29 protein-coding genes are annotated in these 25,110 nt (G+C 37.8%); 1 reads left to right on the plus strand and 28 read right to left on the minus strand.

The genetic code is table 11. The annotated features are described in order from the left end of the window. Nucleotides 1–31: 31 nt before the first annotated feature. The 9 genes from panD to NSQ14_RS10475 form a co-directional block, all read right to left on the minus strand. Nucleotides 32–421: an aspartate 1-decarboxylase gene (panD, locus tag NSQ14_RS10435; RefSeq protein ID WP_041847799.1), complete on the minus strand. Its 390-nt coding sequence runs from the start codon at nt 419–421 to the stop codon at nt 32–34. A 2-nt stretch (nt 422–423) separates the two neighbouring features. After that, nucleotides 424–1,281 (minus strand): pantoate--beta-alanine ligase, encoded by an 858-nt coding sequence (gene panC / locus NSQ14_RS10440; RefSeq protein ID WP_041847798.1) that lies wholly within the window; start codon nt 1,279–1,281, stop codon nt 424–426. Next, nucleotides 1,278–2,117, minus strand: a complete 840-nt coding sequence (gene panB, locus NSQ14_RS10445) for a 3-methyl-2-oxobutanoate hydroxymethyltransferase (RefSeq protein WP_034770607.1) — start codon at nt 2,115–2,117, stop codon at nt 1,278–1,280. The genes panC and panB overlap by 4 nt, the downstream gene beginning before the upstream one ends. Before the next feature lie 618 nt (nt 2,118–2,735). Further along, nucleotides 2,736–3,716, minus strand: coding sequence for a biotin--[acetyl-CoA-carboxylase] ligase (locus tag NSQ14_RS10450; protein ID WP_346216308.1), 981 nt, complete (start codon nt 3,714–3,716; stop codon nt 2,736–2,738). Further along, the gene (locus NSQ14_RS10455) at nt 3,713–4,897 is read right to left on the minus strand and encodes a CCA tRNA nucleotidyltransferase (protein ID WP_346216309.1); all 1,185 of its coding nucleotides are present in this window, start codon (nt 4,895–4,897) and stop codon (nt 3,713–3,715) included. Before NSQ14_RS10455 ends, NSQ14_RS10450 begins: the two co-directional genes overlap by 4 nt. Before the next feature lies 1 nt (nt 4,898). Further along, nucleotides 4,899–6,035, minus strand: a complete 1,137-nt coding sequence (bshA, locus tag NSQ14_RS10460; RefSeq protein ID WP_034770614.1) for an N-acetyl-alpha-D-glucosaminyl L-malate synthase BshA — start codon at nt 6,033–6,035, stop codon at nt 4,899–4,901. Nucleotides 6,036–6,147: 112 nt separating this feature from the next. Then, a complete protein-coding gene (gene mgsA / locus NSQ14_RS10465; protein WP_034770616.1) occupies nt 6,148–6,555 on the minus strand; it encodes a methylglyoxal synthase in 408 nt (135 codons plus the stop codon). A 39-nt stretch (nt 6,556–6,594) separates the two neighbouring features. Next, nucleotides 6,595–7,401 carry a 4-hydroxy-tetrahydrodipicolinate reductase gene (dapB, locus tag NSQ14_RS10470; RefSeq protein ID WP_034770618.1) on the minus strand — a complete coding sequence of 269 codons (807 nt, stop codon included), beginning with the start codon at nt 7,399–7,401 and terminating at the stop codon, nt 6,595–6,597. Beyond that, nucleotides 7,385–7,735: a nucleotide pyrophosphohydrolase gene (locus tag NSQ14_RS10475; RefSeq protein WP_034770823.1), complete on the minus strand. Its 351-nt coding sequence runs from the start codon at nt 7,733–7,735 to the stop codon at nt 7,385–7,387. The genes dapB and NSQ14_RS10475 overlap by 17 nt, the downstream gene beginning before the upstream one ends. Nucleotides 7,736–7,920: 185 nt before the next feature. Between NSQ14_RS10475 and NSQ14_RS10480 the strand changes: the two genes are divergently transcribed. Beyond that, nucleotides 7,921–8,802 (plus strand): YitT family protein, encoded by an 882-nt coding sequence (locus NSQ14_RS10480; RefSeq protein ID WP_041846379.1) that lies wholly within the window; start codon nt 7,921–7,923, stop codon nt 8,800–8,802. A gap of 58 nt (nt 8,803–8,860) precedes the next feature. Here NSQ14_RS10480 and NSQ14_RS10485 read toward each other — a convergent pair whose 3' ends face one another. The 19 genes from NSQ14_RS10485 to spoIVA form a co-directional block, all read right to left on the minus strand. Continuing rightward, on the minus strand, nt 8,861–9,541 hold the full coding sequence (locus NSQ14_RS10485) for a zinc metallopeptidase (protein ID WP_346216310.1): 681 nt from the start codon (nt 9,539–9,541) through the stop codon (nt 8,861–8,863). 54 nt (nt 9,542–9,595) lie between these two features. Next, nucleotides 9,596–10,384: a sporulation protein YpjB gene (locus NSQ14_RS10490; protein WP_346216311.1), complete on the minus strand. Its 789-nt coding sequence runs from the start codon at nt 10,382–10,384 to the stop codon at nt 9,596–9,598. A 63-nt stretch (nt 10,385–10,447) separates the two neighbouring features. Next, entirely contained in the window at nt 10,448–11,044 is a 597-nt protein-coding gene (locus NSQ14_RS10495) for a DUF1405 domain-containing protein (protein ID WP_346216312.1), read from the minus strand. 137 nt (nt 11,045–11,181) lie between these two features. After that, nucleotides 11,182–11,946: a menaquinol-cytochrome c reductase cytochrome b/c subunit gene (locus NSQ14_RS10500; protein WP_041846376.1), complete on the minus strand. Its 765-nt coding sequence runs from the start codon at nt 11,944–11,946 to the stop codon at nt 11,182–11,184. Between the two features lie 42 nt (nt 11,947–11,988). Further along, nucleotides 11,989–12,663 (minus strand): menaquinol-cytochrome c reductase cytochrome b subunit, encoded by a 675-nt coding sequence (gene qcrB, locus NSQ14_RS10505; RefSeq protein WP_033828556.1) that lies wholly within the window; start codon nt 12,661–12,663, stop codon nt 11,989–11,991. Nucleotides 12,664–12,665: 2 nt separating this feature from the next. After that, on the minus strand, nt 12,666–13,175 hold the full coding sequence (locus NSQ14_RS10510) for a ubiquinol-cytochrome c reductase iron-sulfur subunit (RefSeq protein ID WP_244809537.1): 510 nt from the start codon (nt 13,173–13,175) through the stop codon (nt 12,666–12,668). A 145-nt stretch (nt 13,176–13,320) separates the two neighbouring features. Continuing rightward, the gene (locus NSQ14_RS10515) at nt 13,321–13,797 is read right to left on the minus strand and encodes a YpiF family protein (protein ID WP_251245861.1); all 477 of its coding nucleotides are present in this window, start codon (nt 13,795–13,797) and stop codon (nt 13,321–13,323) included. 329 nt (nt 13,798–14,126) lie between these two features. After that, a complete protein-coding gene (locus tag NSQ14_RS10520) occupies nt 14,127–14,672 on the minus strand; it encodes a ReoY family proteolytic degradation factor (protein ID WP_095141175.1) in 546 nt (181 codons plus the stop codon). Nucleotides 14,673–14,702: 30 nt separating this feature from the next. After that, nucleotides 14,703–15,968 (minus strand): tetratricopeptide repeat protein, encoded by a 1,266-nt coding sequence (locus NSQ14_RS10525; RefSeq protein WP_041846373.1) that lies wholly within the window; start codon nt 15,966–15,968, stop codon nt 14,703–14,705. 182 nt (nt 15,969–16,150) lie between these two features. Next, nucleotides 16,151–17,035 carry a hypothetical protein gene (locus NSQ14_RS10530; protein ID WP_346216313.1) on the minus strand — a complete coding sequence of 295 codons (885 nt, stop codon included), beginning with the start codon at nt 17,033–17,035 and terminating at the stop codon, nt 16,151–16,153. A gap of 195 nt (nt 17,036–17,230) precedes the next feature. Beyond that, nucleotides 17,231–18,007, minus strand: coding sequence for a protein-glutamate O-methyltransferase CheR (locus NSQ14_RS10535; protein ID WP_326973207.1), 777 nt, complete (start codon nt 18,005–18,007; stop codon nt 17,231–17,233). A 264-nt stretch (nt 18,008–18,271) separates the two neighbouring features. Beyond that, a complete protein-coding gene (ndk, locus tag NSQ14_RS10540; RefSeq protein WP_346216314.1) occupies nt 18,272–18,718 on the minus strand; it encodes a nucleoside-diphosphate kinase in 447 nt (148 codons plus the stop codon). A 238-nt stretch (nt 18,719–18,956) separates the two neighbouring features. After that, nucleotides 18,957–19,919 carry a heptaprenyl diphosphate synthase component II gene (hepT, locus tag NSQ14_RS10545; RefSeq protein WP_108898197.1) on the minus strand — a complete coding sequence of 321 codons (963 nt, stop codon included), beginning with the start codon at nt 19,917–19,919 and terminating at the stop codon, nt 18,957–18,959. 25 nt (nt 19,920–19,944) lie between these two features. Next, nucleotides 19,945–20,655, minus strand: a complete 711-nt coding sequence (locus NSQ14_RS10550; protein ID WP_216407367.1) for a demethylmenaquinone methyltransferase — start codon at nt 20,653–20,655, stop codon at nt 19,945–19,947. 28 nt (nt 20,656–20,683) lie between these two features. After that, the gene (locus tag NSQ14_RS10555) at nt 20,684–21,451 is read right to left on the minus strand and encodes a heptaprenyl diphosphate synthase component 1 (RefSeq protein ID WP_052480376.1); all 768 of its coding nucleotides are present in this window, start codon (nt 21,449–21,451) and stop codon (nt 20,684–20,686) included. Nucleotides 21,452–21,699: 248 nt separating this feature from the next. Continuing rightward, the gene (gene mtrB, locus NSQ14_RS10560; protein WP_041846369.1) at nt 21,700–21,930 is read right to left on the minus strand and encodes a trp RNA-binding attenuation protein MtrB; all 231 of its coding nucleotides are present in this window, start codon (nt 21,928–21,930) and stop codon (nt 21,700–21,702) included. 19 nt (nt 21,931–21,949) lie between these two features. Further along, on the minus strand, nt 21,950–22,513 hold the full coding sequence (folE, locus tag NSQ14_RS10565) for a GTP cyclohydrolase I FolE (RefSeq protein ID WP_034770650.1): 564 nt from the start codon (nt 22,511–22,513) through the stop codon (nt 21,950–21,952). Nucleotides 22,514–22,860: 347 nt separating this feature from the next. After that, nucleotides 22,861–23,133, minus strand: a complete 273-nt coding sequence (locus tag NSQ14_RS10570; protein ID WP_034770652.1) for an HU family DNA-binding protein — start codon at nt 23,131–23,133, stop codon at nt 22,861–22,863. Between the two features lie 476 nt (nt 23,134–23,609). Next, the gene (spoIVA, locus tag NSQ14_RS10575; RefSeq protein WP_034770654.1) at nt 23,610–25,088 is read right to left on the minus strand and encodes a stage IV sporulation protein A; all 1,479 of its coding nucleotides are present in this window, start codon (nt 25,086–25,088) and stop codon (nt 23,610–23,612) included. Between the last annotated feature and the right edge of the window lie 22 nt (nt 25,089–25,110).

Here is a 25,110-nt window from a genome sequence, read left to right on the forward strand (position 1 = left end):
TCGATCTCAGCCGGACGTGAATACAAAAAGTTTATGATTCAATCACCGTTTTTTCCTTTTCTGCTCCGATGATTTCAATTATTTTGTTTTGTTCATTTAAAACGGCAATTTTCGGTCGGTGTTCTTTCACTTCTTTTTCATCAACAAAAACATAAGAGATCACGATAATAATATCACCCGGTTGGACTAGTCTTGCAGCGGCCCCATTCAGGCAAACAACATGGCTGCCTCGCTCGCCGGGTATGATATATGTTTCAAAACGGGCCCCATTATTGTTATTGACAATTTGAACCTTTTCGTTGGCTACCATGCCAACCGCATCTAATAAGTCTTGATCAATCGTAATGCTGCCAACATAGTTTAAATTGGCTTCCGTTACACGGGCACGATGAAGTTTGGCATTCATCATTACTCGAAACATTTCTACATTCCACCTTTAAGTTCAAGAATGATATTGTCGATTAATCTCGCTTTTGAAAATTGGACGGCGATAGCGATTATGATTTTCCCCGTTAACCTTGTCTGAGGTTTTAATTCGGGATATGAATATATTTCGACATAATCAATCTTTCCATTTACTTTGTTTTGTAAAAATTGTTTTATTCCCGCAATGATGACGTCGGGGTCTCGTTCACCGGCAAAAATTCGTTCTTTTGCCTCTACCAGTGATTGATAAAGAAACGGTGCTTCCTGACGTTCTGCCTCTGTTAAATTCACGTTCCGGGAACTTTTTGCAAGCCCGTCTTCCTCACGTACCGTTTCGACCGGACGCAACGTAATTGGGAGATTTAAATCTTTTATTAACCCATCAACAACAGCGACTTGCTGGGCATCTTTCAACCCAAAATACACATGATGCGGGCGAATAATAGAAAATAATTTTACAAGAACCGTTGCAACCCCGTCAAAATGACCGACACGCTTCCTGCCACAAAGAACATCTACCCGCTTTTTCACTTTTATTTCCACGGTCATTTCATCGGGATACATTTCTTGAACAGTCGGGCAAAATAAGTAATCAACACCGACACTTTTTGCCAACCGTTCATCTCTTTGGAGATCCCGCGGATAAGCATCATAATCTTCATTCGGTCCAAATTGAAGCGGATTAACAAAAACACTGGCTACAACAATGTTATTTTCTTCTTTCGCTCGCCTCATTAATGTTAAATGACCTTCATGCAAATAGCCCATTGTTGGGACAAAGCCGATTATTTGGTTATTTTGTAAGCATTGACCTGAAATGTTGCTCATCTCTTCAACCGTCCGGATGATTTTCATGCTTTCACTCCTCCATACAAGCCCGCCAAAACTTCTTCTTTGAGGGTGTAGCTTGTCTGTTCATCCGGAAATGTACCGTTTTTTACCTCAGTAGCGTAGTTTTTGATTCCGTTTATAATTTCTGTTTGGATATTGGCATACGGTTTAACGAATTTAGGTAGACGATCAACGCCGTAACCAATTGCATCATGATAAACAAGTACTTGTCCATCGGCATGATTCCCCGCACCGATCCCGATTACCGGAATTTTCAATTGTTTGGTTAGCTCAGCTGTAAGTTGGTAAGGAATACATTCAACGACAAGCATGAAGGCTCCTGCTTCTTCACATTTTTTCGCATCTGCTATCAGTTTACGGGCAGCTTCCACCGATTTCCCCTGTACTTTATATCCGCCTAATACACCAACCGATTGTGGTGTTAACCCGAGATGTCCAACAACAGGAATCCCGGCTTTCGTTAATTGAGAAATCGTTTCCAATACATCGTCTGCCCCTTCCACCTTCACCGCATTTGCCCCGCCTTCTTGCATAATTCTTGCGGCATTTCTTAACGTTTCATCTTTTGATAAATGATAAGTGGCAAAGGGCATATCAACAACGACAAAAGTATTTGCTGCCCCCCGTCTGACAGCTTTTGCGTGGTGAATCATATCATTCAAGGTTACTTGAATAGTTGATTCATAGCCAAGTACGACCATTCCCAGTGAATCCCCTACTAAAATACAATCGATGCCTGCCTGTTCGACAAGTTTTGCTGACGGATAATCATAGGCAGTTATCATGGTGATTTTCTCTTTCATTTCTTTCATCTTCAAAAAATCGATTGTTTGTTTCATTTTTTTTACGTACCTCCTCTTTTTTTCAGAGGAAATGAAACTTTGAACTCCGCCAAACAGATTTGACGCAGTTGCCCTTATGTCAGGAAGGAAAAATCGGCTAGTTTTGCGTTCAAAACTTTAAAGAAAACTCGGCGACTGTCGAGCCTTTAGGCGATGGCAGAGCCGTAGTTGCGCTTATACTTAAAACTTAAAATTTCCCACTACGTCGAATTCACTTCTTTGCTGGAAATTTATACATTCTTAAGGTACAAGGAAAAATTGTTGTCGTTTTCCCCTCTCGCTGTTCCTCTTCTCATGGATGAAAAACATAAGCTCTGGTGTCGAGAGGCGATTCGCTTGCTTGAACTTCACAGCTCTTTTTATCCTTTTTTGAACACGTAAGATAAACAAAAAAATCCTTCCAGGGCACGAAGGATTTGAAAATTTTTTTCAGTTTCATCCCTCTGTCCCGGTCCTCTACGGCTACAGGCAGATTTTCTATTATAAAAAAACCGATGAGATGATAGATACCGCCCGGAGAGGTGCAGTTCTATCTCTTGGAAATCATTATATCAACTTAACTGATTTTTGACCAGTAAAATGTAAAAAAGAACCGGACCTGTTTATGATCCGGTATTATGGCAAATCAATATCCGCAGAATAAATTTCCATTACTTCCCCGGAGGCTTGCTTCAGTAATAGAACACCTTCATCATTAATTCCTATGGCAAAACCGGTATAACTCCCCTTTGCCGTACGGGCAGTAATTTGTTTCCCGATTGAGTTCGCGTAACTTTCCCACAATTGTTTAATTGGTTTAAACCCTGTATGTAAATAATCATTTAATAGTTGTTCTAATTGATAACAAATATTTTGTAACAGCTTTGTTCGGCTAACGGTTTTGTCGGCTTCGATTTTTAATGATGTAGCAATCGTTTGTAATTCTTCCGGAAAATCCGCCTTGTTCTGATTCACATTCACACCGATACCGATAATAACCGATTGAACCCTGTTTTCTTCAGCTTGCATTTCCGTTAAAATGCCACATACTTTCCGGCCGTTAATCAATATATCATTTGGCCATTTAATTGTTGGATGTAGACCGGTTGTTGCTTCAATTGCCTGAATAACAGCCACCGCCGTCAGTAATGTTAGCTGAGGCGTTTTCTGTATCGGGATTTCGGGGCGAACGATGATACTCATCCACAATCCTGTTCCTTTAGGAGAATACCATTGCCTGACTAGTCGTCCCCTTCCTTCCGTTTGCTCATCGCTTACAACCAATGTTCCGTGCTTTGCTCCATTCAATGCGAATTCTTTAGCTAACTTTTGGGTGGATGAAACGGATTCATAAAAATGAACTGTGCGACCAATTTCTTCCGTCTCCAACCCTAAGTAAATTTCATTGGCCGATAGTTTATTGGAATGTTCAACAAGTAAATATCCTTTTTTTCGGACAGCCTTCACTTGAAAACCTTCCTTTTTTAACTCTTCAATATGTTTCCAAACAGCCGTTCTGCTGCAACCGATTTCCTTTGCCAATTTTTCTCCGGAAATATATTCCCCTTTTGCATTTCGGAATGCGTTTAAAATATCTTTGCGAACGTTCGATTTCACGGGAACAACCACTCCTTGATTTTGCTCTTGTCATTATCAATTTCCTTGTTTATTATCGCCTTTTCGATTTTTTCTAGCGTTTCCTTGATCCAAGGTCCGCTTTTTTGATTTGCCCAGTTCATTAAGTCATATCCGGAAATCGCCAGTTGTTCACGACTGTTAATCGGCAAATCAGCCCATATGTTTTTCACCGTTTGCACATTTTGTTGTACAGGGAGATGATGCAGAACAGAGTAAATTTTTTCGGAACTTATACACGTATCATACCCGTTGTAATAAACCATTTCTTTTGTCCAACTCTGTTCTTTCCGCAATTTGTATGCCACATAAATCTTTTTCACTGCTTTAATTATTCTTAAAGGTGTTTTCCATGCACGTAAAAATGCGTCAACCGGTTCTTTATCAATTAGGATGAGTAATATCGCCCATATTTCCGCTTCTTTCCATATTGGCAGATGAATTATATCAGCAGTCTGTTTCAGTTCTTGTCCATAGCCGCTAAGTTTTGGTAAATAATGATGCAAATTTTGTTCAACAAGTAAGCGAAGGGCATGTTTCCGACTCTTCCCGACAAGGATTTTTTGAAATTCCGCATAGATTCGTTCAACCGAAATATTCGTTAAAAGCTCCCCGTATTTTTCGATAGCCTTATAAGTATCTTGCTCGATTCGAAAATTAAGTTGACTAACGAAGCGAATGGCCCGCATTATGCGAAGAGCATCTTCGGTAAATCGCTCTTCCGCATTTCCGACCGTTCGAATCAATTTGTTTTTAATATCTTCTTGACCGGAAAACGGGTCGATTAATTCACCGGTTTTCGTCATAGCAATCGCATTCATCGTAAAATCTCTCCGTTTTAAATCCTCCTGAAGGGAACGAATAAATGTAACCTTATCAGGTCTGCGGTAGTCGGTATATTCACCATCTGTACGAAACGTGGTAATTTCGTAGTTCTCACCATTATAAATAACAACTACTGTACCATGTTTAATCCCGACATCAATTGTTTTTGGAAAAATTTGTTTAATTTCTTCCGGGAATGCACTTGTTGCAATATCAACATCCTCAATGGATCTATGTAAAAGTGCATCTCTGACAGAACCGCCGACAAAATACGCTTCAAATCCGGCTTGTTCAATTTTTTCCAAAACCGGAACAGCCTTCTTAAACTTCTCAAGCATATCACTCATCCATTTCCATTAGTTGGTAATAAATATCTTCATATTGGTTCAGGATTTTTCCTGAAGAAAACTGGGTCCGGGCTCTTTTTATTCCTGCTTTTGAAAATTGCCAATGAAGCTCATCATCTTGCAAAATCTTTAAAGACATGGAGGAAATCATATCGATATCACCCACCTCACAAATATAGCCCGTTCGTCCGTTTTCAATTACTTCCGGTATTCCGCCGGTATTCGTTCCGACACAAGGTACACCGCAAGCCATTGCTTCCAGCGCAACTAACCCGAAACTTTCTTTTTCCGATAACAATAACAATAAGTCACTTATAGCATATAATTCTTCGAGATTCTCTTGCTTGCCAAGAAAAAGAACCTGTTTTGTTAAATGACGTTCATCCACCATTTGTGATATTTTTCCCATTTCCGGGCCGTCACCGACTAACAATAGTTTTGCCGGAATCATCTCCGTAATTTTTTGAAATGACTCAATCACATCTTTCACACGTTTGACCGGTCGGAAATTGGATACATGTATAATTACTTTTTCATCTTCTTTAACGCCAAAATCAGCTTTCAATTGATGGTTAGCATCCATTTTATAGTAGATTCTTTCGTCAATAAAATTATATACGGTTCGAATTGGTTTCATAGGTGTAATTAAAAGATGCGTTTCATCAACTAGCGCATTGGATACGGCTGTAACTTCATCTGATTTTTCAATACCAAATTGTATGGCTTTTTTCAAAGACGAGTCTTGACCTAATACAGTAATATCCGTACCGTGCAATGTTGTGACAATTTTAAAATCGGTTTCTGCCATCTGCCTGGCTAAAAGCGCACAAATGGCGTGGGGAATTGCATAATGGACATGAATAATTTGCAATTTTTCCCGATCCGCTACCTCAGCAATTTTACTAGCAAGCTGAATATCATACGGGGAATATTGAAAAACAGCATATTGATTCACTTCCACTTGATGGAAAAAAATGTTGGGATACATTTTCTTTAGACGAAACGGCATGTTTGATGTTATAAAATGAATTTCATGGCCTTTTTCCGCTAGCATTTTTCCCAACTCTGTTGCAATAACCCCGGAGCCGCCGACTGTTGGATAACAAACAATTCCTATTTTTAGTTTCATAATCCCATCCTTTAATGATAATTGCGATGTTTTACCGTTGTGACTTTTCTATAATTTTAGACATTAACACCTGTCTAAATACTTACACGTAACTGATAAAATGAAAAAACTTTCATTGTCTCATATTCTTGATGACTTCTCTCCAATCAATATCTCCTCTTTCTAAACCGCGAATCAATACTTCCGCAGTTCCCATATTTGTTGCGATTGGAACACGATAGACATCGGCAAGACGAATGAGTGCAGAAACATCCGGCTCATGCGGTTGGGCAGTTAAAGGATCCCTAAAGAAGATAACAATGTCCATTTCATTTTTAGCAATCCTCGCACCAATTTCCTGGTCACCGCCAAGAGGTCCGGATTGAAAACGATGCACCTGTAGTCCGGTTGCCTCGATAATTCGCTGACCTGTTGTTCCTGTTGCAAAAAGGCTGTGTTTTTCAAAAATATAACGGTAGGCTGTAACAAATTGAACTAAATCATCTTTTTTTCGATCATGTGCAATCAGGGCAATATTCATCTATAAACACCTCTATTTTTTTATTATGATGGAACCTTGTTAGTCCAGAATGTTCTCTAAACCATAGACGTATCCATCAAGTTTCATAACTGTCTCAACGGAAACTTTCACTCCCGTCATGAAGGATGACCGATCATATGAATCATGGCGAATGGTTAATGTTTCGCCTTTTGCGCCAAATATCACTTGCTGATGAGCAATTAAGCCGGGCAGTCGGACACTATGAATATGCATACCGTAAAATTCAGCTCCACGGGCTCCTGTCAATTTTTCGGTTTCATTCGGATGACCTTGTTGTTTCGGCTCCCGATATTCATGAATCATTTCAGCAGTTTTAATTGCCGTTCCACTCGGGGCATCCAGTTTCCCGTCATGGTGCAGTTCAATAATTTCAACATCGCCGAAATATTTGGCTGCCATTTGAGAAAATTTCATCATCAATACGGCCCCAATTGCAAAATTAGGAGCGATAATGCAGCCAAGCTTTTTCTCATTGGCAAGAGCTTTTAATTCTTCTAACTCATCAGGTGAAATTCCTGTCGTACCAACAACCGGCCGTACATTTAATTCAAGTGCCGCCTTGGCGTGATAAAAGGCTGCTTTCGGAACAGTTAAGTCAATTAAGCAATCCGGTTCCGTATGTTTCAAACAAGTATGTATATCGGTATAAATCAGGCAATCCACTCCCTGAAATTCCGATTCAACTTCAGAAAGCTGTTTCCCATCGTTTTCTTTATCAATAACGGCAACCAGTTGAAAATGCCTTTGACAGGTGACCATTTTAACGGCTTCACGTCCCATTCTCCCCCGTGGCCCGGCAATAACAATTTTAATTGGATTCGTCATCGTGATTCTCCTCCTTTTTTGTCCAGCGATTTGCATCCCGCGTTTTAAATTTCTCCATTACTCTATTATGTGCTTCTTCCAAGTCAATTTCCAATGAATTGGCAAAACAAATTAATACAAATAGCATATCTCCCAATTCTTCTTCAATGGTTTTTTCCTTCTCTGTTGATTTTTTCGGTTTCTCACCATAATAATGATTCACTTCCCGGGCCAGTTCACCTAATTCTTCAGTCATTCGAGCCGTTAATGCCAAAGGGCTGAAATAACCTTCTTGAAACTGGGAAATATACTGATCGACATCTTTTTGCAAGTCATGGATAGTTTTCAAGCGTATCACCTCTAGTATTTTGGATGAATCTTGCAATGCTACTATAGTATATGTTACTTGAAATTACGAGAGAATGACAATCATTTATTGTTGAAAAGTAATATTTGCTATGGATTGAGGAAAAGAGTAAAATATTGACGGACTCATTAGATTGATAGAGAGAAATTCCATTTTTAGAAAGGAACATGCTTATGAAAAAAATTACCGTCAACATCAAAATGAAAAATATCCTTCTTATCTTATTCGGTACAGCCATCTATTCATTTGGACTCGTCCATTTTAATATGCAAAATAATTTAGCAGAAGGCGGATTTACCGGAATCACATTACTTCTTTATTTTTTATATTCAATTAATCCGTCTATCAGCAATTTAGTTTTAAATATTCCTGTTTTTATCCTTGGATGGAAATATTTAGGAAAAACTAGTTTTATTTATACCATTATCGGTACAGTCGGCCTCTCCTTCTTCCTCGAAATTTTTCAACGTTACCAAGTTACCATTCCGCTTGATCATGATATGACATTAGCAGCACTTTTTGCAGGGGTGTTTATCGGCGGGGGACTGGGGATTATTTTTAGAAGCGGCGGAACAACGGGAGGGGTTGATATTATCGCCCGCTTAGTTCGAAAATTCCTAGGATTTCCGCTCGGACGGACGATGTTCTTATTTGATGCGGCAGTCATCACCATTTCCATCATCGCCTATTTGACACCAAGAGAAGGAATGTATACTTTAGTTGCTGTGTTTATAGGTGCGAAAATAATTGATTTTATCCAAGAAGGAGCATATTCAGGCCGGGGTGCTTTCATCATATCCGACAAATATTCGGAAATCGCAGAAAAAATAAGTACAGAATTATATCGAGGTGTAACCGCTCTTGAAGGGCAAGGATATTATTCAAAAGCAAATAAAAAAATCTTATACTGTGTTGTTGCCAAACGTGAAATTATACCTTTGAAGAATATTGTAACTGCGATCGATCCCCATGCTTTCGTTACGATTACCCATGTCCATGAAGTGTTAGGTGAAGGTTTTACTTTAGATGAAAACAAAAATCCAATCCATATTTAGTATTGAACGAAACAAGAGCTGATGATCATCAGCTCTTGTTTCAGTTTCGTCATTTTTATTAATCATCATTGTTCATGCCAACAAACATCAAAACGAATCGTAACAGTTCCAATAATGCAACGGCAGCAGCAGCAACATATGTTAAGGCGGCAGCATTCAGTACACTTCTTGCGCCTCTTTCCTCGTCATTTCGAATAATGCCTAAGGAAACAACTTGGTTTAATGCCCGACTTGATGCATTAAATTCTACCGGCAACGTGACAACTTGGAATAGTACGGCTACTGCCATAAAGATAATTCCAAGTAAAGCCAAATTCGCCATTTGGAACATGAAACCGATGATTATTAAGATCCATGATGTATTTGAACCAAAACTTGCCACCGGAACTAATGAAGATCGTAAACGTAAAAAGGCATAATCTTCTTGATCCTGAATAGCGTGTCCGCATTCATGGGCTGCAACAGCAAGTGATGCAATCGAATGACCATGATAGTTTGCCGAAGATAGCCGCACTACTTTTGCACGTGGATCATAGTGGTCACTTAAAAATCCCCGTGTTTCTTCAATTTGAACATCATATAAGCCATTCGAATCCAAAATTCTTCTGGCCACTTCATAACCAGTGGTTCCTGTGGAATTTGGAACATTCGAATATTTTTTGTATGCACCATTTACTCGCATACTTGCCCATATTGGGATAATTGTAATGATAAGAAAGTAAATCAGGAAACTTCCCATTTACATCCTCCTTATTCTATTTTATAAAAATTTTATAGAATATCTCTGTGTGTGTCAATTTTTTTGCCCTTTTTTTGCTGCTTTGTGAGCCGCTCTTTCAGCCTTGTATTTTTTCCAACCAACATAGGATAAAGTTAATATGATGATTCCTCCCGTTGAAATAATGACCCACCATAAAGATAAATCGGCTTCATCTTCTTCGGCATTTTCAAAAAGACTTTGTAAATCTTTTTGGAGTGTTTCTATTGCTTCCAGTCCATCATCACTATTCAATAGCTTATTTGAATATTGTTCCCAGTATTGAAGTTGGGCATCGACTTTTTGAACTTTTTCAACTGGAACATCCAACATAATACTCGGATAAACGATATCATATACGCTTAAAAAACGGTTAAATTCTTCATGAAAATGTTGGTAGTCTTTTTGTTCAATTTTTTCTTTCACGGATTGAAATGCTGTTAAAACAGAACTTTCCATATTCGTCCAAAGGGGTTCGTAGTCTGTGATCACTGCATCAACAACAAGGCGAAACTTTGTTAGACGATTGACGATTTCCTCATTTGTAAAAGTCCCGTTTTCTATCGTTCTCATTGACTCATGGTGGGCAACTTGTAAGATTCGCTTTTCATCAGCGGATATGTCACTCGTATGTTCAAGTATCTCACCAATATTCTTCAAAACTTTTTGAGTTTCTACATATCTTTGTGCTTTTGAAAGTTGAAGGGCTTCATTCGCCAGCATATCCAATGTATTGAGGTCGCTCCCATTTTCTACAGCTTGTACACCATTTACTGGTCCAATTAAAAAGGTAAATAAAGTAAATAATATGACTAATTGTTTCATTTCCTGTCCCCCCTATTCCTACTAAAATGTATGATAGAGTGGACAAGGATAGACCTTGAAAAATTAAAATACCATTGTTTTTCTTTGTTTTTTCATCCCAAAGTAAAAGGTGATCCAGATCGAAACAATACTTAGCCAAAATGTAAAGTAGCCGATTTGGGGAATAAATTGATCAAGCGCTCCGTATCGAGGATACATAAAAAAGACATAATCGATGATTTCATTATGTAAAGTCCATATGGCAGCAATCACTAAATGTTTTCCTTTTATTCGATAATATGGAGAATAAAGTAAACCTTGAACAGCCATTCCTAAATGGGAAGCAATTAACATATAGCCTTGCCATGGCAAGTAGCCTGAAACAATCAAGGTTAAGATATTCATGACTACCGCCCAAATCCCATATTTAAATAATGTCATTATCGCCAAAGCCTCAAACAATGGCCAATTTTTTTTGAACAGAAAAGCAATGAGGACGAAAACAAAGAAAAAGCTGGCAGTCGGACTGTCCGGAACAAACGGTAAAAAAATTGGAGGGGTTTCCGCCAATTGATATCCGTACCAATAGTAACCGTAGATTGTCCCGATAACATTAATAAATAGCAAGATAACAAGAAATTTTTTCCTTGTTAAAAAATATTGAAGATTTATCACTCGCATCACCTCTATTCTATTATAAACGGATTTAAACGTAACCAAAAAAATAATTTCAAATTAGAAGGGTAAGACCTCTTTTTCATATAAGTCAACTGCTGACCAAATGAAATCAAGAGTCTTACCCTAGAAAAAGACCATTATTATTTTTCAATACTTTTAATAAATTCGGCAATTTGTTGCAATTCTTCATCTGTTCCTTGGAAAATTCCCGGTGGCATACTACCCTTTCCATTTTTCGCAATATCTTTAATCTCATCAACAGATAATTTCGTTCCTGCTAAAGGTGGCCCGGAACCGCCTTCCAAATTTCCGCCATGACAGCTTAAACAAGTATTGGCTTCAAGAATTTTATAAGCCGGATCCTCTTTATCGACCTCGACAACTTCACGAATCATCCCTTGTTTTTTGGCCGCTTCCCAATCATGATGAGCGGCGGCTTCCCAAGTTAAATAAAATATAGCGCAAATCGCAAGTAGCATAAATCCCGTAGCAAACGGACGGTCAAGCGGACGCCTTTTTGGTCCCCGATCAAGAAAAGGCGCCAAGAGTAAAGCAGTAAAAGCCAGCCCTGGAATGATAAAAGCACCTAAAATATTATATGGTCCTGATGCAAATGAATACTTTAACAATTGATAAAGAAACAGAAAGTACCAGTCCGGCATCGGTATATAGCTGGTATCCGTCGGGTCGGCAATCCTCTCTAATGGAGGCGGTTCGACAACTACCAGACATAAAAAGCCAATTAAGAAGACAGCCCCGACCATCCATTCTTTCAACAAGAAATCAGGATAGAAAGCTTCTGTTTTTCCGGGATATTCCGAGTAGTCTTTCGGGATATTCGGCTTCCGATTATTGATCGGAACACGAGAATCCCCGACAAACTTCATTCCTTTCCCCCTCTTCATATGTTCCCCTCCTTAATACAAAACAACTTCAACCCATTGAAATTACAGCGGACCTGAAATCCCTTGTTTACGAATCATAAGGAAATGCAAGCCGATTAATCCAAGCAATGCTGCCGGTAAGAAAAATACATGGATGGCAAAGAAACGCGTTAATGTCTCTGCACCAACAATATGTTCATCACCGCTCAGCAATGTTTTTAGCATATCACCAATCAAAGGTGTAGATTGTGCAATATCCAAAGTAACTTTTGTAGCGTTTAGCGCTTTCATATCCCACGGTAACAAGTAACCGGTTAAGCCTAAGGCCAACATGACAAAAAAGATTAAAACCCCAACAATCCAGTTTAACTCCCGGGGCTTTTTATAAGCACCTTGGAAAAATACCCGCAACGTATGTAAAAACATCATAACAATCACAATACTTGCTCCCCAGTGATGCATTCCACGGACAATCTGCCCAAATGCGACCTGATTCTGCAAATAATATACCGATTCCCAAGCACGCTCAATATCCGGAACATAATACATAGATAAGAACATTCCCGACAAAACTTGGATTACAACGACAAAGAAAGTCAAGCCGCCAAAGCAATAAACAAATGCACTGAAATGATGGGCCGGGTTTACGTGCTCAGGTACTTCATGGTCTGCAACATCACGCCATAACGGGGTAATATCTAAACGTTCGTCGATCCAATCATATACTTTGTTTAACACTTTTATGCACCCCTAACCGCACTTGCTCGTCTACTTAAATAAAGCACGCCATCTTTTACCTTATACTTATACCGGTCTAATGGTCCGCGAGGCGGTGTCCCCGGTACATTGGTTCCATCTTTTTCATACAACCCTTTATGGCATGGACAGAAAAATTGATTTGGATGGTCTTTGTTCGAATTCCAGTTAACCGTACAGCCTAAATGTTTACAAACCGGTGAAAGTGCAATAATTTCACCCTTATCATCTTTGTATACCCATGCTGTTTGTGTTACATTGGACGTATACCATCCGTCTTCCTGCTCAAATTTAAAATCGACACGAGTCGGTTCGTTTGTCAATTCATCAACTTTCACGGTTGTTGCAATAAAATCGCCCCCCGCTTCAACCTGTAAAACAGGATCAACTGCCATTCGCAGCATTGGCATCACTGAAGCAGCCGCCATAAACCCGCCTACACCCATTATCGTATAGCTAAGGAATTGGCGCCTTGTTACCCGTTGTTCACTCATCCTACTCCCCTCCAATCTTGCAATTCAATGGGTATACCCCTTTCTATCATAGTCAATTTTTATAATATATCATCATCAAAATTAGGTCAATATAATAAATATTATTAAATAATATTTTATTCAGTTATCAACTTCACAATTCTTATTAACCACTTACATCTTCTGCTGCCTGCCATTTTTCTACAAAAAGATTCAACAATTGTTTAACTTGATTATCGATAATGGCCATTTTATTCGTTCCATCAAGATGTTCAAGCGGAATGGATGGAATCCAAATCAACTCTCCTTTTAACTGTTCAACGATACTTTTCCATGATTGGTCAGAGCTGATAAAGAAAAGATGTTTAAACGATTTCTTAGTCAGTTCGTGATGCCATTTGGTAAGCAACATTTTTTTATCTTGATCGGAAAAGTTTAAAAAATAGACAAATGATGGTAATAGAAGGATTCTCCCTTTAAATTGGCGCTCAATTTCGATTGCAATCATTTGGATGAATTCGCTTCCACTTGCAGCGTCTTTTCCACGTTCATCAAAGGAGATTGGAACCATTGGAATCAGAACGGTATCAATATATTCCTTTGAAAGAGTGAAAGTGGAAAAATCTTGAGCTGTCCAACGCACTCTTTCACCTCCCTTTTCCTAAATCTGTTTCAAAAATAATTTTTTAAGCAAATAAATATCTTTGTTTAATTATAAAGATAGCATAATTTTATACAAATATTTGAATAAATTGTGAACAATTTTAGACATTTTTATGAAACTACTGTTTTGTTTTTCCACCTTAACAACGAGTCAAGACCTCCATCTCAAGACTTTCGAGTTTATAAAAGGAAAAGGTGGGACTGCTGCCCATATATGCCCGACTGGTTCAACTAACTTAAAGAAAAAGGTGCCCAACGAACGGGCAAGTTCATTAAAAACTACAAAGAACCCGTGGTCGGACACCTTTTCTATCGATTCAAAATCCGGTTTAACTGTTCGGATAACATGATAAATTCTTCTTTATCTTTCCGGTCCAATGCTTTATCAATTTTTTCCCGAATTTGCTCCAGTTGGAAATTCTTAATGGAGGTTTGTAAGAACTGTTCTGCAAGTTCACGGTCCTTATCCGAAATCTCCAAGTGTTCCGGCATATACGGATTATTCTCAAGAACAAGTGCATAATGATGCGATTTGTGAACTGCCTTAAAGTTCAATTGGATATATATCTCCTGATCACGATTGAGTCGAATATCATGAAAAGATTTTTCAGCATCTGTTGTTAAAATAGAATCTTTGTAAAAACGAAAAGGGACATCATCCACACATTGGGTACTCATTATAATTCCCCGGGGACAAAATTCGGCATGTTCCACAAAATGGACTTTTTCCATCAATTGATCATGGCTCATTAAATAATTTAAAATCCATACACATTCCCGCCTTTTCAATTGATAATGATTAAGAAACCAGCGGATAAATTCTTTTTTCTCATTAACAGATATAGGAGCGGCCATCGACAATCCCTCCTTGTTAAATAAAATTAATTACTTACTGTCTGCTTCCAATCTCTCCAAAACATCCAGATACTCAGCATTCGTTGGGTCCATATTTTGCAGTTTATTAAATACTTCGATAGCTTCATCAAAAATTCCTTCTTCTAACAGAAAAAATCCATAATTTTGTAGAAAGTCACTGTTTTCTTTTAAATATCTATATGCACTACGGTAAGCATTTAATGCCTCAGAATATTGTTCTTCTTTGTCACAACTGACGGCATAATCCCAGAGAAGATCAGGGTCTTCTTCACCTTCCGCTAACAATGGTTCGACTAATTGGATAATCTCTTGATATCGTTCCTGTTTTAAATAAAGCTTATTCAAAGTAAGAAGTGCATCGATATACGAAGGATCCAATTCAATTGCATCCAAGAAAAATTTTTCTGCAGATGATTCATCTCCCAGCTTCAAACTGATTTTACCGGCAAAATAATGAAGTTCTCTTTGATAAGGGTTCACTTTTAACCCGGCTGTTGAAATTTGCAAAGCTTTTTCAAGATCCTCGAGATGTTCATAACTTTTGGCAAGCGGCAGATATAAGCTGTGATAATCAGGATCCAGTTCTTTTACTTCGGTTAATTTTTCAATTGCTTTTTCATATAAACCGGCCTGGTAAGCAGTCAACCCGTAACCAAAAAGCACATCGATATCAAGCTTGTCTTCCAATACATGGTCATAATGATGTATTGCTTTTTCAAATTCTCCTGCTGCCGCATAAGCATCCGCCAGTCGCTGGTGTAAATTGACATGACCGATTTCTTTTGTATCTTTAAGCAGTTGTTCATATTTATAAATCGCTTCAGCAAATTTTCCAATTGAGGCATACAGTTCTGCTAAAGCAAATTGAATGACAGGTTCATCAGGTGCTATTTTTTCTGCCTGTAAAAGTTTTTGTATACTTACTTCAAAAAGCCCTTGGGAATCATATAAATCCGCTTGTAACAAAAGGGCTTGAGCATAAAATGGGTCTTCCGCGTTAATTTTTTCCAATGTTGATAAAGCTTCATCTTCCCGATCTAACTGGATAAAGACTTCGGCAACCGCTACCAGTAATTCTCCCTCATCCGGGTAACGGTCAAGCAAGCGCTGATAAAGAGTCAATGCCTCTTCCAAAAAACCGAGATGGGTTAATTCCTCAGCAAGGGCGTAGATCTCCTCATCACTACCTTTATTTAAAACTGCATGAAAAATTTTTTCAGCTTCTTTCAATTTTCCTTGCTTCATTAACAGTGTATATTGCTCCGTTTTATTCATCGAACATTGCTCCTTATGACAATAATCAATAACTTTCTATCTATTTTAATTAAGAAAAGCTTTGAATCCAGCTTTGAAAACTGCAAATAATCGGCTAAAAGCGACACGTCCTGTTGCAACACTGGGACATATCAAAGTCCGTAGCCAACCAGACAGCCGTAAATTAAATACGGAAATCTTTTTTAGCTAAAAAACGACGGACGGTTAATTGTAAATTCTTCGCCATTCTCCAAATTATAATATATCTTTTCTCCTGCCTTGACAATTTTTCCTTTATGCACCGTAACTGCTAATATGAATTTTTTTTCATCGTTCATGAACGAAAAAACAGGATGTTCGTTTCCCGACAAATATAAATTATAGCTTAACTCCCCGCCGGTTTGTAGATAACCTTTCAGCGGATAAATACCGATTTTTTTAAGGACTTGAAGATGTAACGGTGTTTGTTCAGAAAGCGATTCTTCAATATGGGGTATTTTTTCACGTTGTAATATCGATTGCCATGTTTGGAGTAATTCCTCTTTTTCTTTTCCGGAGTTTACGATTACCGGTATAATCGGACTATTGTAAGGAAATAGGGCTTCACGAATCCATCCCCATGGAATTTTGTACAACTCTCGTTTATCGTTAAATTCAATAAATATCGCCGGTATTTTCTTTCTCTTGCATTTTAAGACAAAAGGAACAGTAAAATCTTTAATGGGAATCTTTACAGCAATTGTATAGTCTAAAGGGCTGTTTTTATAAAAGTTCCTTACCTCTTCTATCGCTTGATCAAGTTCATTCACATTTTTTATATAGGCGGAAACGAGAACAGTGGTGCAACCTTTTGCCAAATACCGGGAGATCATATATTGCTCAATTGTAGTATCTTTATCTTGCGGAACACCATCGGCATAAAATACTGAAGTTGAAGTCATAATGAAATCTTTTGCGGACATTTTCATGTATAAGTATTTAGGAAAATTGGGCTGAACGGATAAAATTTTCCCATTATCAACTAACAGAGAAGTTGTAATAAGCTGATTTTGCTTATACAAATTGGCATTTTCAATAATATATGTCATAAAACCACCTCCAATGGTCTTATGACAAGCTATGAACATGAAAATGATTTTATTCAAATTTTTTTGCTAAAAGTGATTACATATCCATTACATATTAATTACTCTTTTGTAACAAGTTATCATTTTCACAAGGTAATTTCCAGTTTTATATACTCTAGAAAAGTTTGAAGAAACTCGGCGTTCACCGAGTTTTCTTTACTCTATTTTTTGATAAAAAAATGTTTCGATTGGTTCAAGTTTGTATTGACTCGCATTAAAAATTTGTTCTGTACTGCCGACAAATAAGACACCGCCGGGTTTTAACGAAGCACTGAACTTTTTATACAGTGAATTTTTCGCCTCTTCGGTAAAATAAATCAATACATTACGGCATACGATCAAATCAAAGTTTTTATCGAAAGGATCAGCCAAAAGATTATGCTTTTTAAAGGTGACTGTTCTTTTTACTTCCTCATGAATTAAATAGTGATTTTGGTCTTTGAAAAAAAATTTTCTCTTCATCTGCTCGGGAACTTCCTGTAGAGACCGCTCCTGATAGGCCCCAATCTTTGCTTTTTGAATTGCGTTTTCATCAAGATCGGTAGCCAATATTTTAATTTCGGAGAGCGGCAGGAAATTACTTAAAATCATTGCGATTGTATAGGGCTCTTCCCCTGTTGAACAAGCTGCACTCCAAATTTTTAAATTTCTATTTTTGGTAAGTAATCGTGGAACAATTTTTTCCTCCAAAACATCCCATCTTTTTCGATTCCGATAAAATTCCGATACATTAATCGTCATTCGATCGAGAAAAGCATAAAGTAATTCACGGTCTCTTTCCATTCCTTGAAAAAATTCTTGAAAGGAATGAAAACCTTTTTTTTGATATAATGACGTTAATCTTCTTTTCATTTGTGTTTCTTTATATAAAGATAAATCAATCCCTGTTTTCCTCTTCACTTTTTCAATAAACAACCGGTAATCCTGTTCCATTCATTCTTCCTCGTTTCTAAACCACCAGACAATTCTTAGCGAATGATTTCATAAAGTGAAACTTCCATCAGCGGTGGTTTTGTTCATCCACCATTAATGGTTAGTTGAACCAATCGGACCTTTACGGGTAGCTCGTTCCCCACCTATCTTCTTTGTAAATTAGAAAATCTTGAGATAGGGGTGTTTCTACCCGTTAAGGAGGGATATAACGGAAACAGACTGGTGAAGGGATTTCTCGACTAACCTAGTGTTATAAGGTTAGCATTAATAAATCCATCCATCAACTGTTCTTGTATATTCAACCAATTCTTCTTCTTTGAAAAATAAGGAAATTTCCCGTTTTGCACTTTCCAATGAATCAGAGCCGTGGATGATATTTTTACCAACCGTCACACCATAATCGCCACGAATTGTTCCCGGTAACGCATCTTTCGGATTCGTAGCACCCATCATTTGGCGAGCCGTTGCAATAACATTTTCACCTTGCCAAACCATGGCGAATACAGGTCCTGAAGTGATAAATGAAACCAACTCATCGTAGAAAGGTTTTCCTTTATGTTCACCATAATGTTGTTCTGCCACACTGGTTGGGATTTGCATAAGTTTTGCTCCAACCATCTGAAAACCCTTCCTTTCAAATCTGGAAACAATTTCTCCAATTAATCCTCTTTGTACTCCGTCCGGTTTTACCATTAAAAATGTTTTCTCCATCATTCTCTCTCCATTCATTCGTAGCGTTAATAGTTTTCCAAAAACATATTATCATCTGTTTTCATTGTTTGCAAATAAAGAAAACTCGGCGACTGCCGAGCCTTTAGGCGAGAGCAGAGCCGTAAGAGCACTTATACTTAATTCTTAAAATTTCCAACTACGTCGAATTCGCTTCTTTGCTGGAAATTTATACTTTCTTAACGTATAAGAAAAGCGCAGAGCGCCCTCTAGAATGCTGTCAAAAATTTCGTTTTCCGATGAATTTTAACATGGTTCCTAATAATTTTTTTGTCGGATTTGGCGGTAAAACATTCAATACTTGATTTGCTTTTTGCAAATATAAGTTACTAATTTGCATCGCTTTATTGATCGCACCCGTATTTTTTATTAATTCAATGATTGCAGACAGTTCATCACTATCCATATATTCATTCACTTTTTCAATCTGGGATTTTACATCGGGATTTTTTATGGCAAGAAGGACCGGGAGAGTAATATTCCCTTGCAACAAATCTTCTCCGGCAGGTTTACCCAACTTTGCTTCGGTTGAAGTAAAATCCAATATATCGTCTGTAATTTGGAACGCCATGCCTGCATAATAACCGAACTTTGCCAGTTTGATATGAACATCTCGTGGTACGTCAGCGGCAATTCCTCCAAGTTGACAACTGGCTGCAATTAAAAGTGCCGTTTTTCGTTTAATTCGGCGAAAATAATTTGTAATCGTTTGTTCAAAATTATATTTATCCCGAATTTGTTCGATTTCCCCAATACTCAACTCTACCATCGTCTTTGATAATATTTTGTGGGCTTCTACATTATTTAAGCTAGTTATGATTTCTAAAGCACGTGCCAATATGTAATCACCGGTATACATGGAAATTTTGTTATCCCATTTCGCTTTAACAGTTGGTCGACCTCTTCTCGTATAAGCATCATCTATCACATCATCATGGATTAATGAGGCCATATGTATTAATTCAAGACTGACAGCAACATCTTTAACAATTTGAAAATTATAGTTTCCAAATTTGGCTGATAACAATACAAAAACGGGACGGATTCTCTTTCCCCCCGCCTGCAAATAATGCAAGGAAGATTCTTTTAACAGCTGCGAATGTGCATCCAATACGTATTCCAATTCATTTTCAATCTTTTTTAAATCATTATTTAATATTGTATATACCGTTTTATAGTTCATATGTACCACCCAGCTTGACTAAAGCCTACTCCAGCCCTTTATATCCTAAGTGTAAAGCTGCAACTCCGCCAAAATATTTTTTATAGGTTACATGATCAAATCCCGCCGCTTCAAACATCGACGCCAATTTTTTCGCATCCGGAAACGCTCTTGCCGATTCTTGCAACCACGAATACTCTTGATAGCTTTTGGCAAACAACTTCCCGAATAGCGGCATAATGTAATGAAAATAAAAATAATATATTTGTCTGAAACCGAACATTGTCGGTTGGGAAGTTTCAAGGCAGGCAACGACTCCCCCCGGCTTTAAAACCCGGTACATCTCCCGGAGAACCTGCATATAATCAGGGACATTTCTAAGGCCAAATCCAATCGTGACGTATTCAAAACTGTTATCGGGAAATGGTAGTTCCATTGCATTTCCTTGAACGAGTTTGGCATTATGAATATGTTCTTTGACTAGCTTTTCCCTTCCAACTTTTAACATATTTTCACTGAAATCGAGTCCTATGACTTCCCCGTTTTCCCCGATTGCCTTGCTCATTGCAATCGTCCAGTCAGCAGTACCACAGCAAACATCCAGCGCCTTTTTCCCCTTCTGAACGTTCATCTGTTTCATCGTATCTTTCCGCCAGCGAATATGTTGCCTAAAACTAATAATCGAGTTCATCTTGTCATATTGTTGATAGATATTTTCAAACACCCGGTGAACTTTTTCTTCTTTCGATTGTTCCATCTACAACGACTCCCTTTACCGGTCAATTTCAAGAAATGAAGGTAGAATTGACATTATTTTTATTGAACGCAATCAACTCAAGAAAATCTTCAATTAAGGATGGTTCTTTCACCATTTCAATAAGTTGGCTGTACATGGAATCTATATACGCATCGATTTGTTTTCCTACAAAGCGATTCAATTTTTCACCTTTTAAGTTGCTATGTTCTACCAAATCATTTTCCTTAATGTAATTCATGTACTTTTCTTTTTCTTTAATGATTTGGTTAATATGTAACCAATTGCTTGATAGCAGTTCTGAAATCGGATGATGAAAATAACGAGCCAGTTTTTGATAGATAGCCGTTTCTTTCTTCATCATGCAAGACATATATTCCTCAAAAGAATGCACTTCTTTGTTATAGATACGAATTTTGTTTTCGTTAACAATTTTAATCCCTTCCGCAAGATTGCGGATCATTTGGATATTTGGTAAATGAGACAAAGAGTAATAATATAAACCGCTATAAAAGTCACCCGCAAGCACGGTTAATTGACGCTTTTTATGCTGCATGTATTCATCATCATTTTTAACAAGATCATGGGTATCAAGGGCAATTTGAATAAACATCACTGAAGTAGCATATGTTTCAAACTGAGCTCTCGGCAAATCTTGAAAACGTAAGATGGATAAGAGTAAGTAGAGTTTATCATTATCAATCTCCGGCAGTTCCAATTGACTAGATAAAAATGAATGATGAATTTTGTTATATATTTTTTCTTTCATCTCCGTAATATACTTTTTCGAAAATTGCACAAAATCACCCTCAAATACCGTTCTTGTTTAATATTGGTTCATTGATTTAAAATTTTTGTATCCATGCAAATAACCTGATTTGTTCTGATTGAAGCGAGCACAAAGCTAATTTTCCATTTTTGCAATCATCATTTTGTCAAAAGTTTCTTTACTACTTTTAAACCCGAAAAGTAAACTATCACAATTATATCACAAGTTTTTCCGTTTTTTGAAAGGCATTTTATATTATTCGAAACACAAAAGAGTGTTTATTTACTGTCACTGAAAACTTCGCCAAAAGCTGAAATGATTTGAGATTTACCGCGAACTTTTATCGCTGAAGTATGATCCGTAAATTGTGCGATCATTACTTCCCCTTTATCCAACTTTTCTGAATGGTGGAAGCGTGTGTCTTGCCCCCTGGTTAACCCGATAACGTTTACCCCATCATCCAATGCCTTGATGATTACATAATCATTTGTGATTGTATGCTTATCCATACCAAAGCCCCCTTGAAAGTTATTTAATCAAAGACAAGACTTCTTTTCTTTTTTCTGCATCTGTATCAAAACAACCTCTTGCTACTGTTGTCACCGTCTTTGAACCCGGTTTTTTTACCCCGCGCATTGTCATGCACATATGCTCTGCTTCAACAACGACCATAACCCCCAATGGGTCCAGTTTTTCCATTATGCTGTCAGCAACTAAGCGAGTAATTCTTTCTTGGAGTTGCGGCCTTTTGGCAACCGCTTCAACAGCTCTTGCCAGTTTGCTTAATCCGGTAATTTTCCCGTTTCTTGGGATATAGGCAACATGTACATGTCCGAAGAACGGAACAAGATGATGTTCACACATTGAATAAAACGGTATATCTTTAACGAGGACAAGCTCCTCAGTTTCTTCGTGAAAAACTGTATTAAAGTATTCTCTCGGATCTATATTAAGCCCATGAAACATCTCTGCATACATTTTTGCAACTCGTTTTGGCGTGTCTAGTAAGCCTTCACGATTCGGATCTTCACCTATTCCCTCAAGGATAAGACGAACCCCTTTTTCAATTTGTTCCAGATTCATCTCTTTCATCGTATGTTCCTCCCTATATGAACTGCAAATTCCTGATAGATTATAATTAAAACAAAACAATATTTAATTTTAATCTATTTCATATTAGCACATTGGAACATATGGGGCAAAAAAGAAAGACCGTAAAAAAACGCTTAATAAAGTGAAACTTCCATCAGTGGGGCTCTGTTAGTTGAACCAATCGGGCACTTAGGGGTAGCCCGTCCTTATCTATCTTCTTTGTAAATTCGAAAATCTTGAGATGGAGGTCTTGACTCGCCGTTAAGGTGGGAAAAATTCCGTGGAAAAACGAAAGGACCTGTATATGTAACCACATACAGATCCATTTAAATTACAATTTTATGTAATTATTTGACTGCTTCTTTAAGAGCTTTCCCAGGTTTGAATGCAGGAACTTTACTTGCTGCGATTTCAATTTCTTCACCGGTTTGCGGGTTCCGACCTTTACGAGCAGAACGTTCACGAACCTCGAAATTACCAAATCCGATTAGTTGGACTTTATCGCCTTCTTTTAAAGCATTTAGAATTGAGTCAAAAACAGCATCAACTGCTTTCGCCGCATCTTTTTTAGAAAGTTCAGCAGCTTCAGCAACTGCGCTTACTAATTCAGTTTTGTTCATGCCATTCACCTCCTCCCAATAAAGTGGTGCAATATATGGATTGCAACTCATTTTCAAAATTATACTTGTTCTTTTTTCCATAATTGGAAAGTGAAACAAGAACAATTCTGTTAAAAGATTATCACAACATTTCTATCATAGCAAGGTTTAATCAGAAAACAATCCAAATTTTTCTAGTTTTAATCAATTTTCTTGTCTAAGGTTCATTTTATATCATGTACAGGTGGTTATTTATATCCTTTTGCCCGTAAAGTAACACGAATAAAGTTCCATCATTCAGACGGTCTATATTCACTTTTTCCACTTTTTTGTCATTTTAAACATAAAATACATTTTCGTTTACATTCGTTTACAGAAATTAACGTTGGGCGTGCGGAACTAGACAATAAACTTGCCTATAGACTAGTCACCCGTATTTTTTATTTTCATTCATATACCATGAAAAAAGACCCCATTCTCTCTGGAGTCTATCGAAACTATAAAATAATAGCAATCAATCCGCCTGATCCTTCATTGATGATTCGTTCCAATGTTTCTTTTAATTTATACCGGGCATTTTCCGGCATTAATGCAAGTTTTGCTTGAATTCCTTCTCGGACAATCGAATTCAAATTTCTACCAAAAATATCTGAATTCCAGATTGATAAAGGATCATCCTCAAAATCTTGCATTAAGTAACGGACAAGCTCTTCACTTTGCTTTTCCGTCCCAATAATCGGAGCAAATTCACTCTCTACATCGACTTTTATCATATGAATGCTTGGTGCCACGGCTTTTAAACGGACACCGAATCTGGAGCCTTGGCGAATAATTTCCGGTTCATCCAAACTCATATCCTCAATGGATGGTGCAGCGATCCCATATCCGGTTTGTTTCACCATTTTCAACGCATCGGCAATTTGATCATATTCCTTTTTCGCATGAGCAAAATCTTGCATTAATTCAAGAAGATGGTCTTTCCCGCGAATTTCAACGCCGACAATTTCTTTCAACACTTGATCATACAGTTCATCAGGTGCATGTAAATCAATTTCCGCAATCCCTTGCCCCATTTCAATTCCGGCAAGTCCCGCCCGCTCAATAAAGTCAAATTCAGTAAATGATTGAACGACACGGTCCACATCTCTTAATCTCTTAATATCTTTCACCGTTTCTTTTACTGCCTCTTGATAACTTGTTCTTAACCAATGACCTTCTTTTAATACCATTACCCAACTCGGCAAGTTGACATTGACTTCAAGAACAGGAAACTCGAATAATGTTTCTTTTAAAACATTATGAACATCTGCTTCCCGCATATTTTCCACACTCATGGCAAGCACAGGGATATCATATTTTTCTTGAAGCTCCAGTCTTAATTGTTCCGTTTCAGGGAAATGAGGCTTTGTCGAGTTGATGATAATAATGAAGGGCTTTCCAACCTCTTTCAATTCTGTAACGACCCGTTCTTCTGCTTCAACATAATTATCCCGTGGAATTTCTCCGATTGTTCCGTCTGTCGTTATAACAACGCCGATTGTTGAATGCTCTTGAATAACTTTACGGGTACCAATTTCCGCCGCCTCATGAAATGGAATCGGTTCTTCATACCATGGTGTGTTGATCATTCTCGGGCCGTTTTCATCTTCATACCCTTTTGCTCCCGGTACGGTATAACCGACACAATCAACGAGGCGAACATTTACATCCAATCCCTCATCCACATGAACAGTCACCGCTTGATTCGGTACAAATTTCGGTTCAGTTGTCATAATTGTTTTACCAGCTGCACTTTGAGGGAGCTCATCTTGGGCCCGTGCCCGCTCTGCCTCATGTTCAATATTTGGTAAAACGACGAGTTCCATAAATTTTTTTATAAATGTGGATTTTCCTGTTCGAACGGCACCGACAACACCAATATAAATATCACCGCCAGTACGTTCGGCAATGTCTTTAAAAATATCGAACTTTTCCAAAAAATCCCCTCCCGTTCCTCGA

The sequence above is a fragment of the Caldifermentibacillus hisashii genome (assembly GCF_039654145.1).
Taxonomy (GTDB): domain Bacteria; phylum Bacillota; class Bacilli; order Bacillales; family Caldibacillaceae; genus Caldifermentibacillus; species Caldifermentibacillus hisashii.

What these genes read in the sequence shown, in the direction of transcription:
- dapB (WP_034770618.1), bottom strand. Translation starts at nt 7,401, where the DNA reads ATGACGAATCCAATTAAAATTGTTATTGCCGGGCCACGGGGGAGAATG.
- ndk (WP_346216314.1), bottom strand. Translation starts at nt 18,718, where the DNA reads ATGGAGAAAACATTTTTAATGGTAAAACCGGACGGAGTACAAAGAGGA.
- NSQ14_RS10530 (WP_346216313.1), bottom strand. Translation starts at nt 17,035, where the DNA reads ATGACATATATTATTGAAAATGCCAATTTGTATAAGCAAAATCAGCTT.
- bshA (WP_034770614.1), bottom strand. Translation starts at nt 6,035, where the DNA reads ATGAAACTAAAAATAGGAATTGTTTGTTATCCAACAGTCGGCGGCTCC.
- NSQ14_RS10485 (WP_346216310.1), bottom strand. Translation starts at nt 9,541, where the DNA reads ATGGGAAGTTTCCTGATTTACTTTCTTATCATTACAATTATCCCAATA.
- NSQ14_RS10535 (WP_326973207.1), bottom strand. Translation starts at nt 18,007, where the DNA reads ATGGAACAGGATTACCGGTTGTTTATTGAAAAAGTGAAGAGGAAAACA.
- NSQ14_RS10480 (WP_041846379.1), top strand. Translation starts at nt 7,921, where the DNA reads ATGAAAAAAATTACCGTCAACATCAAAATGAAAAATATCCTTCTTATC.
- hepT (WP_108898197.1), bottom strand. Translation starts at nt 19,919, where the DNA reads ATGAACTATAAAACGGTATATACAATATTAAATAATGATTTAAAAAAG.
- NSQ14_RS10570 (WP_034770652.1), bottom strand. Translation starts at nt 23,133, where the DNA reads ATGAACAAAACTGAATTAGTAAGCGCAGTTGCTGAAGCTGCTGAACTT.
- NSQ14_RS10490 (WP_346216311.1), bottom strand. Translation starts at nt 10,384, where the DNA reads ATGAAACAATTAGTCATATTATTTACTTTATTTACCTTTTTAATTGGA.
- mtrB (WP_041846369.1), bottom strand. Translation starts at nt 21,930, where the DNA reads ATGGATAAGCATACAATCACAAATGATTATGTAATCATCAAGGCATTG.
- panD (WP_041847799.1), bottom strand. Translation starts at nt 421, where the DNA reads ATGTTTCGAGTAATGATGAATGCCAAACTTCATCGTGCCCGTGTAACG.
- panB (WP_034770607.1), bottom strand. Translation starts at nt 2,117, where the DNA reads ATGAAACAAACAATCGATTTTTTGAAGATGAAAGAAATGAAAGAGAAA.
- NSQ14_RS10510 (WP_244809537.1), bottom strand. Translation starts at nt 13,175, where the DNA reads ATGAGTGAACAACGGGTAACAAGGCGCCAATTCCTTAGCTATACGATA.
- NSQ14_RS10495 (WP_346216312.1), bottom strand. Translation starts at nt 11,044, where the DNA reads ATGCGAGTGATAAATCTTCAATATTTTTTAACAAGGAAAAAATTTCTT.
- NSQ14_RS10525 (WP_041846373.1), bottom strand. Translation starts at nt 15,968, where the DNA reads ATGAATAAAACGGAGCAATATACACTGTTAATGAAGCAAGGAAAATTG.
- panC (WP_041847798.1), bottom strand. Translation starts at nt 1,281, where the DNA reads ATGAAAATCATCCGGACGGTTGAAGAGATGAGCAACATTTCAGGTCAA.
- folE (WP_034770650.1), bottom strand. Translation starts at nt 22,513, where the DNA reads ATGAAAGAGATGAATCTGGAACAAATTGAAAAAGGGGTTCGTCTTATC.
- NSQ14_RS10455 (WP_346216309.1), bottom strand. Translation starts at nt 4,897, where the DNA reads ATGCTTGAGAAGTTTAAGAAGGCTGTTCCGGTTTTGGAAAAAATTGAA.
- NSQ14_RS10550 (WP_216407367.1), bottom strand. Translation starts at nt 20,655, where the DNA reads ATGGAACAATCGAAAGAAGAAAAAGTTCACCGGGTGTTTGAAAATATC.
- NSQ14_RS10520 (WP_095141175.1), bottom strand. Translation starts at nt 14,672, where the DNA reads ATGGCCGCTCCTATATCTGTTAATGAGAAAAAAGAATTTATCCGCTGG.
- mgsA (WP_034770616.1), bottom strand. Translation starts at nt 6,555, where the DNA reads ATGAATATTGCCCTGATTGCACATGATCGAAAAAAAGATGATTTAGTT.
- NSQ14_RS10500 (WP_041846376.1), bottom strand. Translation starts at nt 11,946, where the DNA reads ATGAAGAGGGGGAAAGGAATGAAGTTTGTCGGGGATTCTCGTGTTCCG.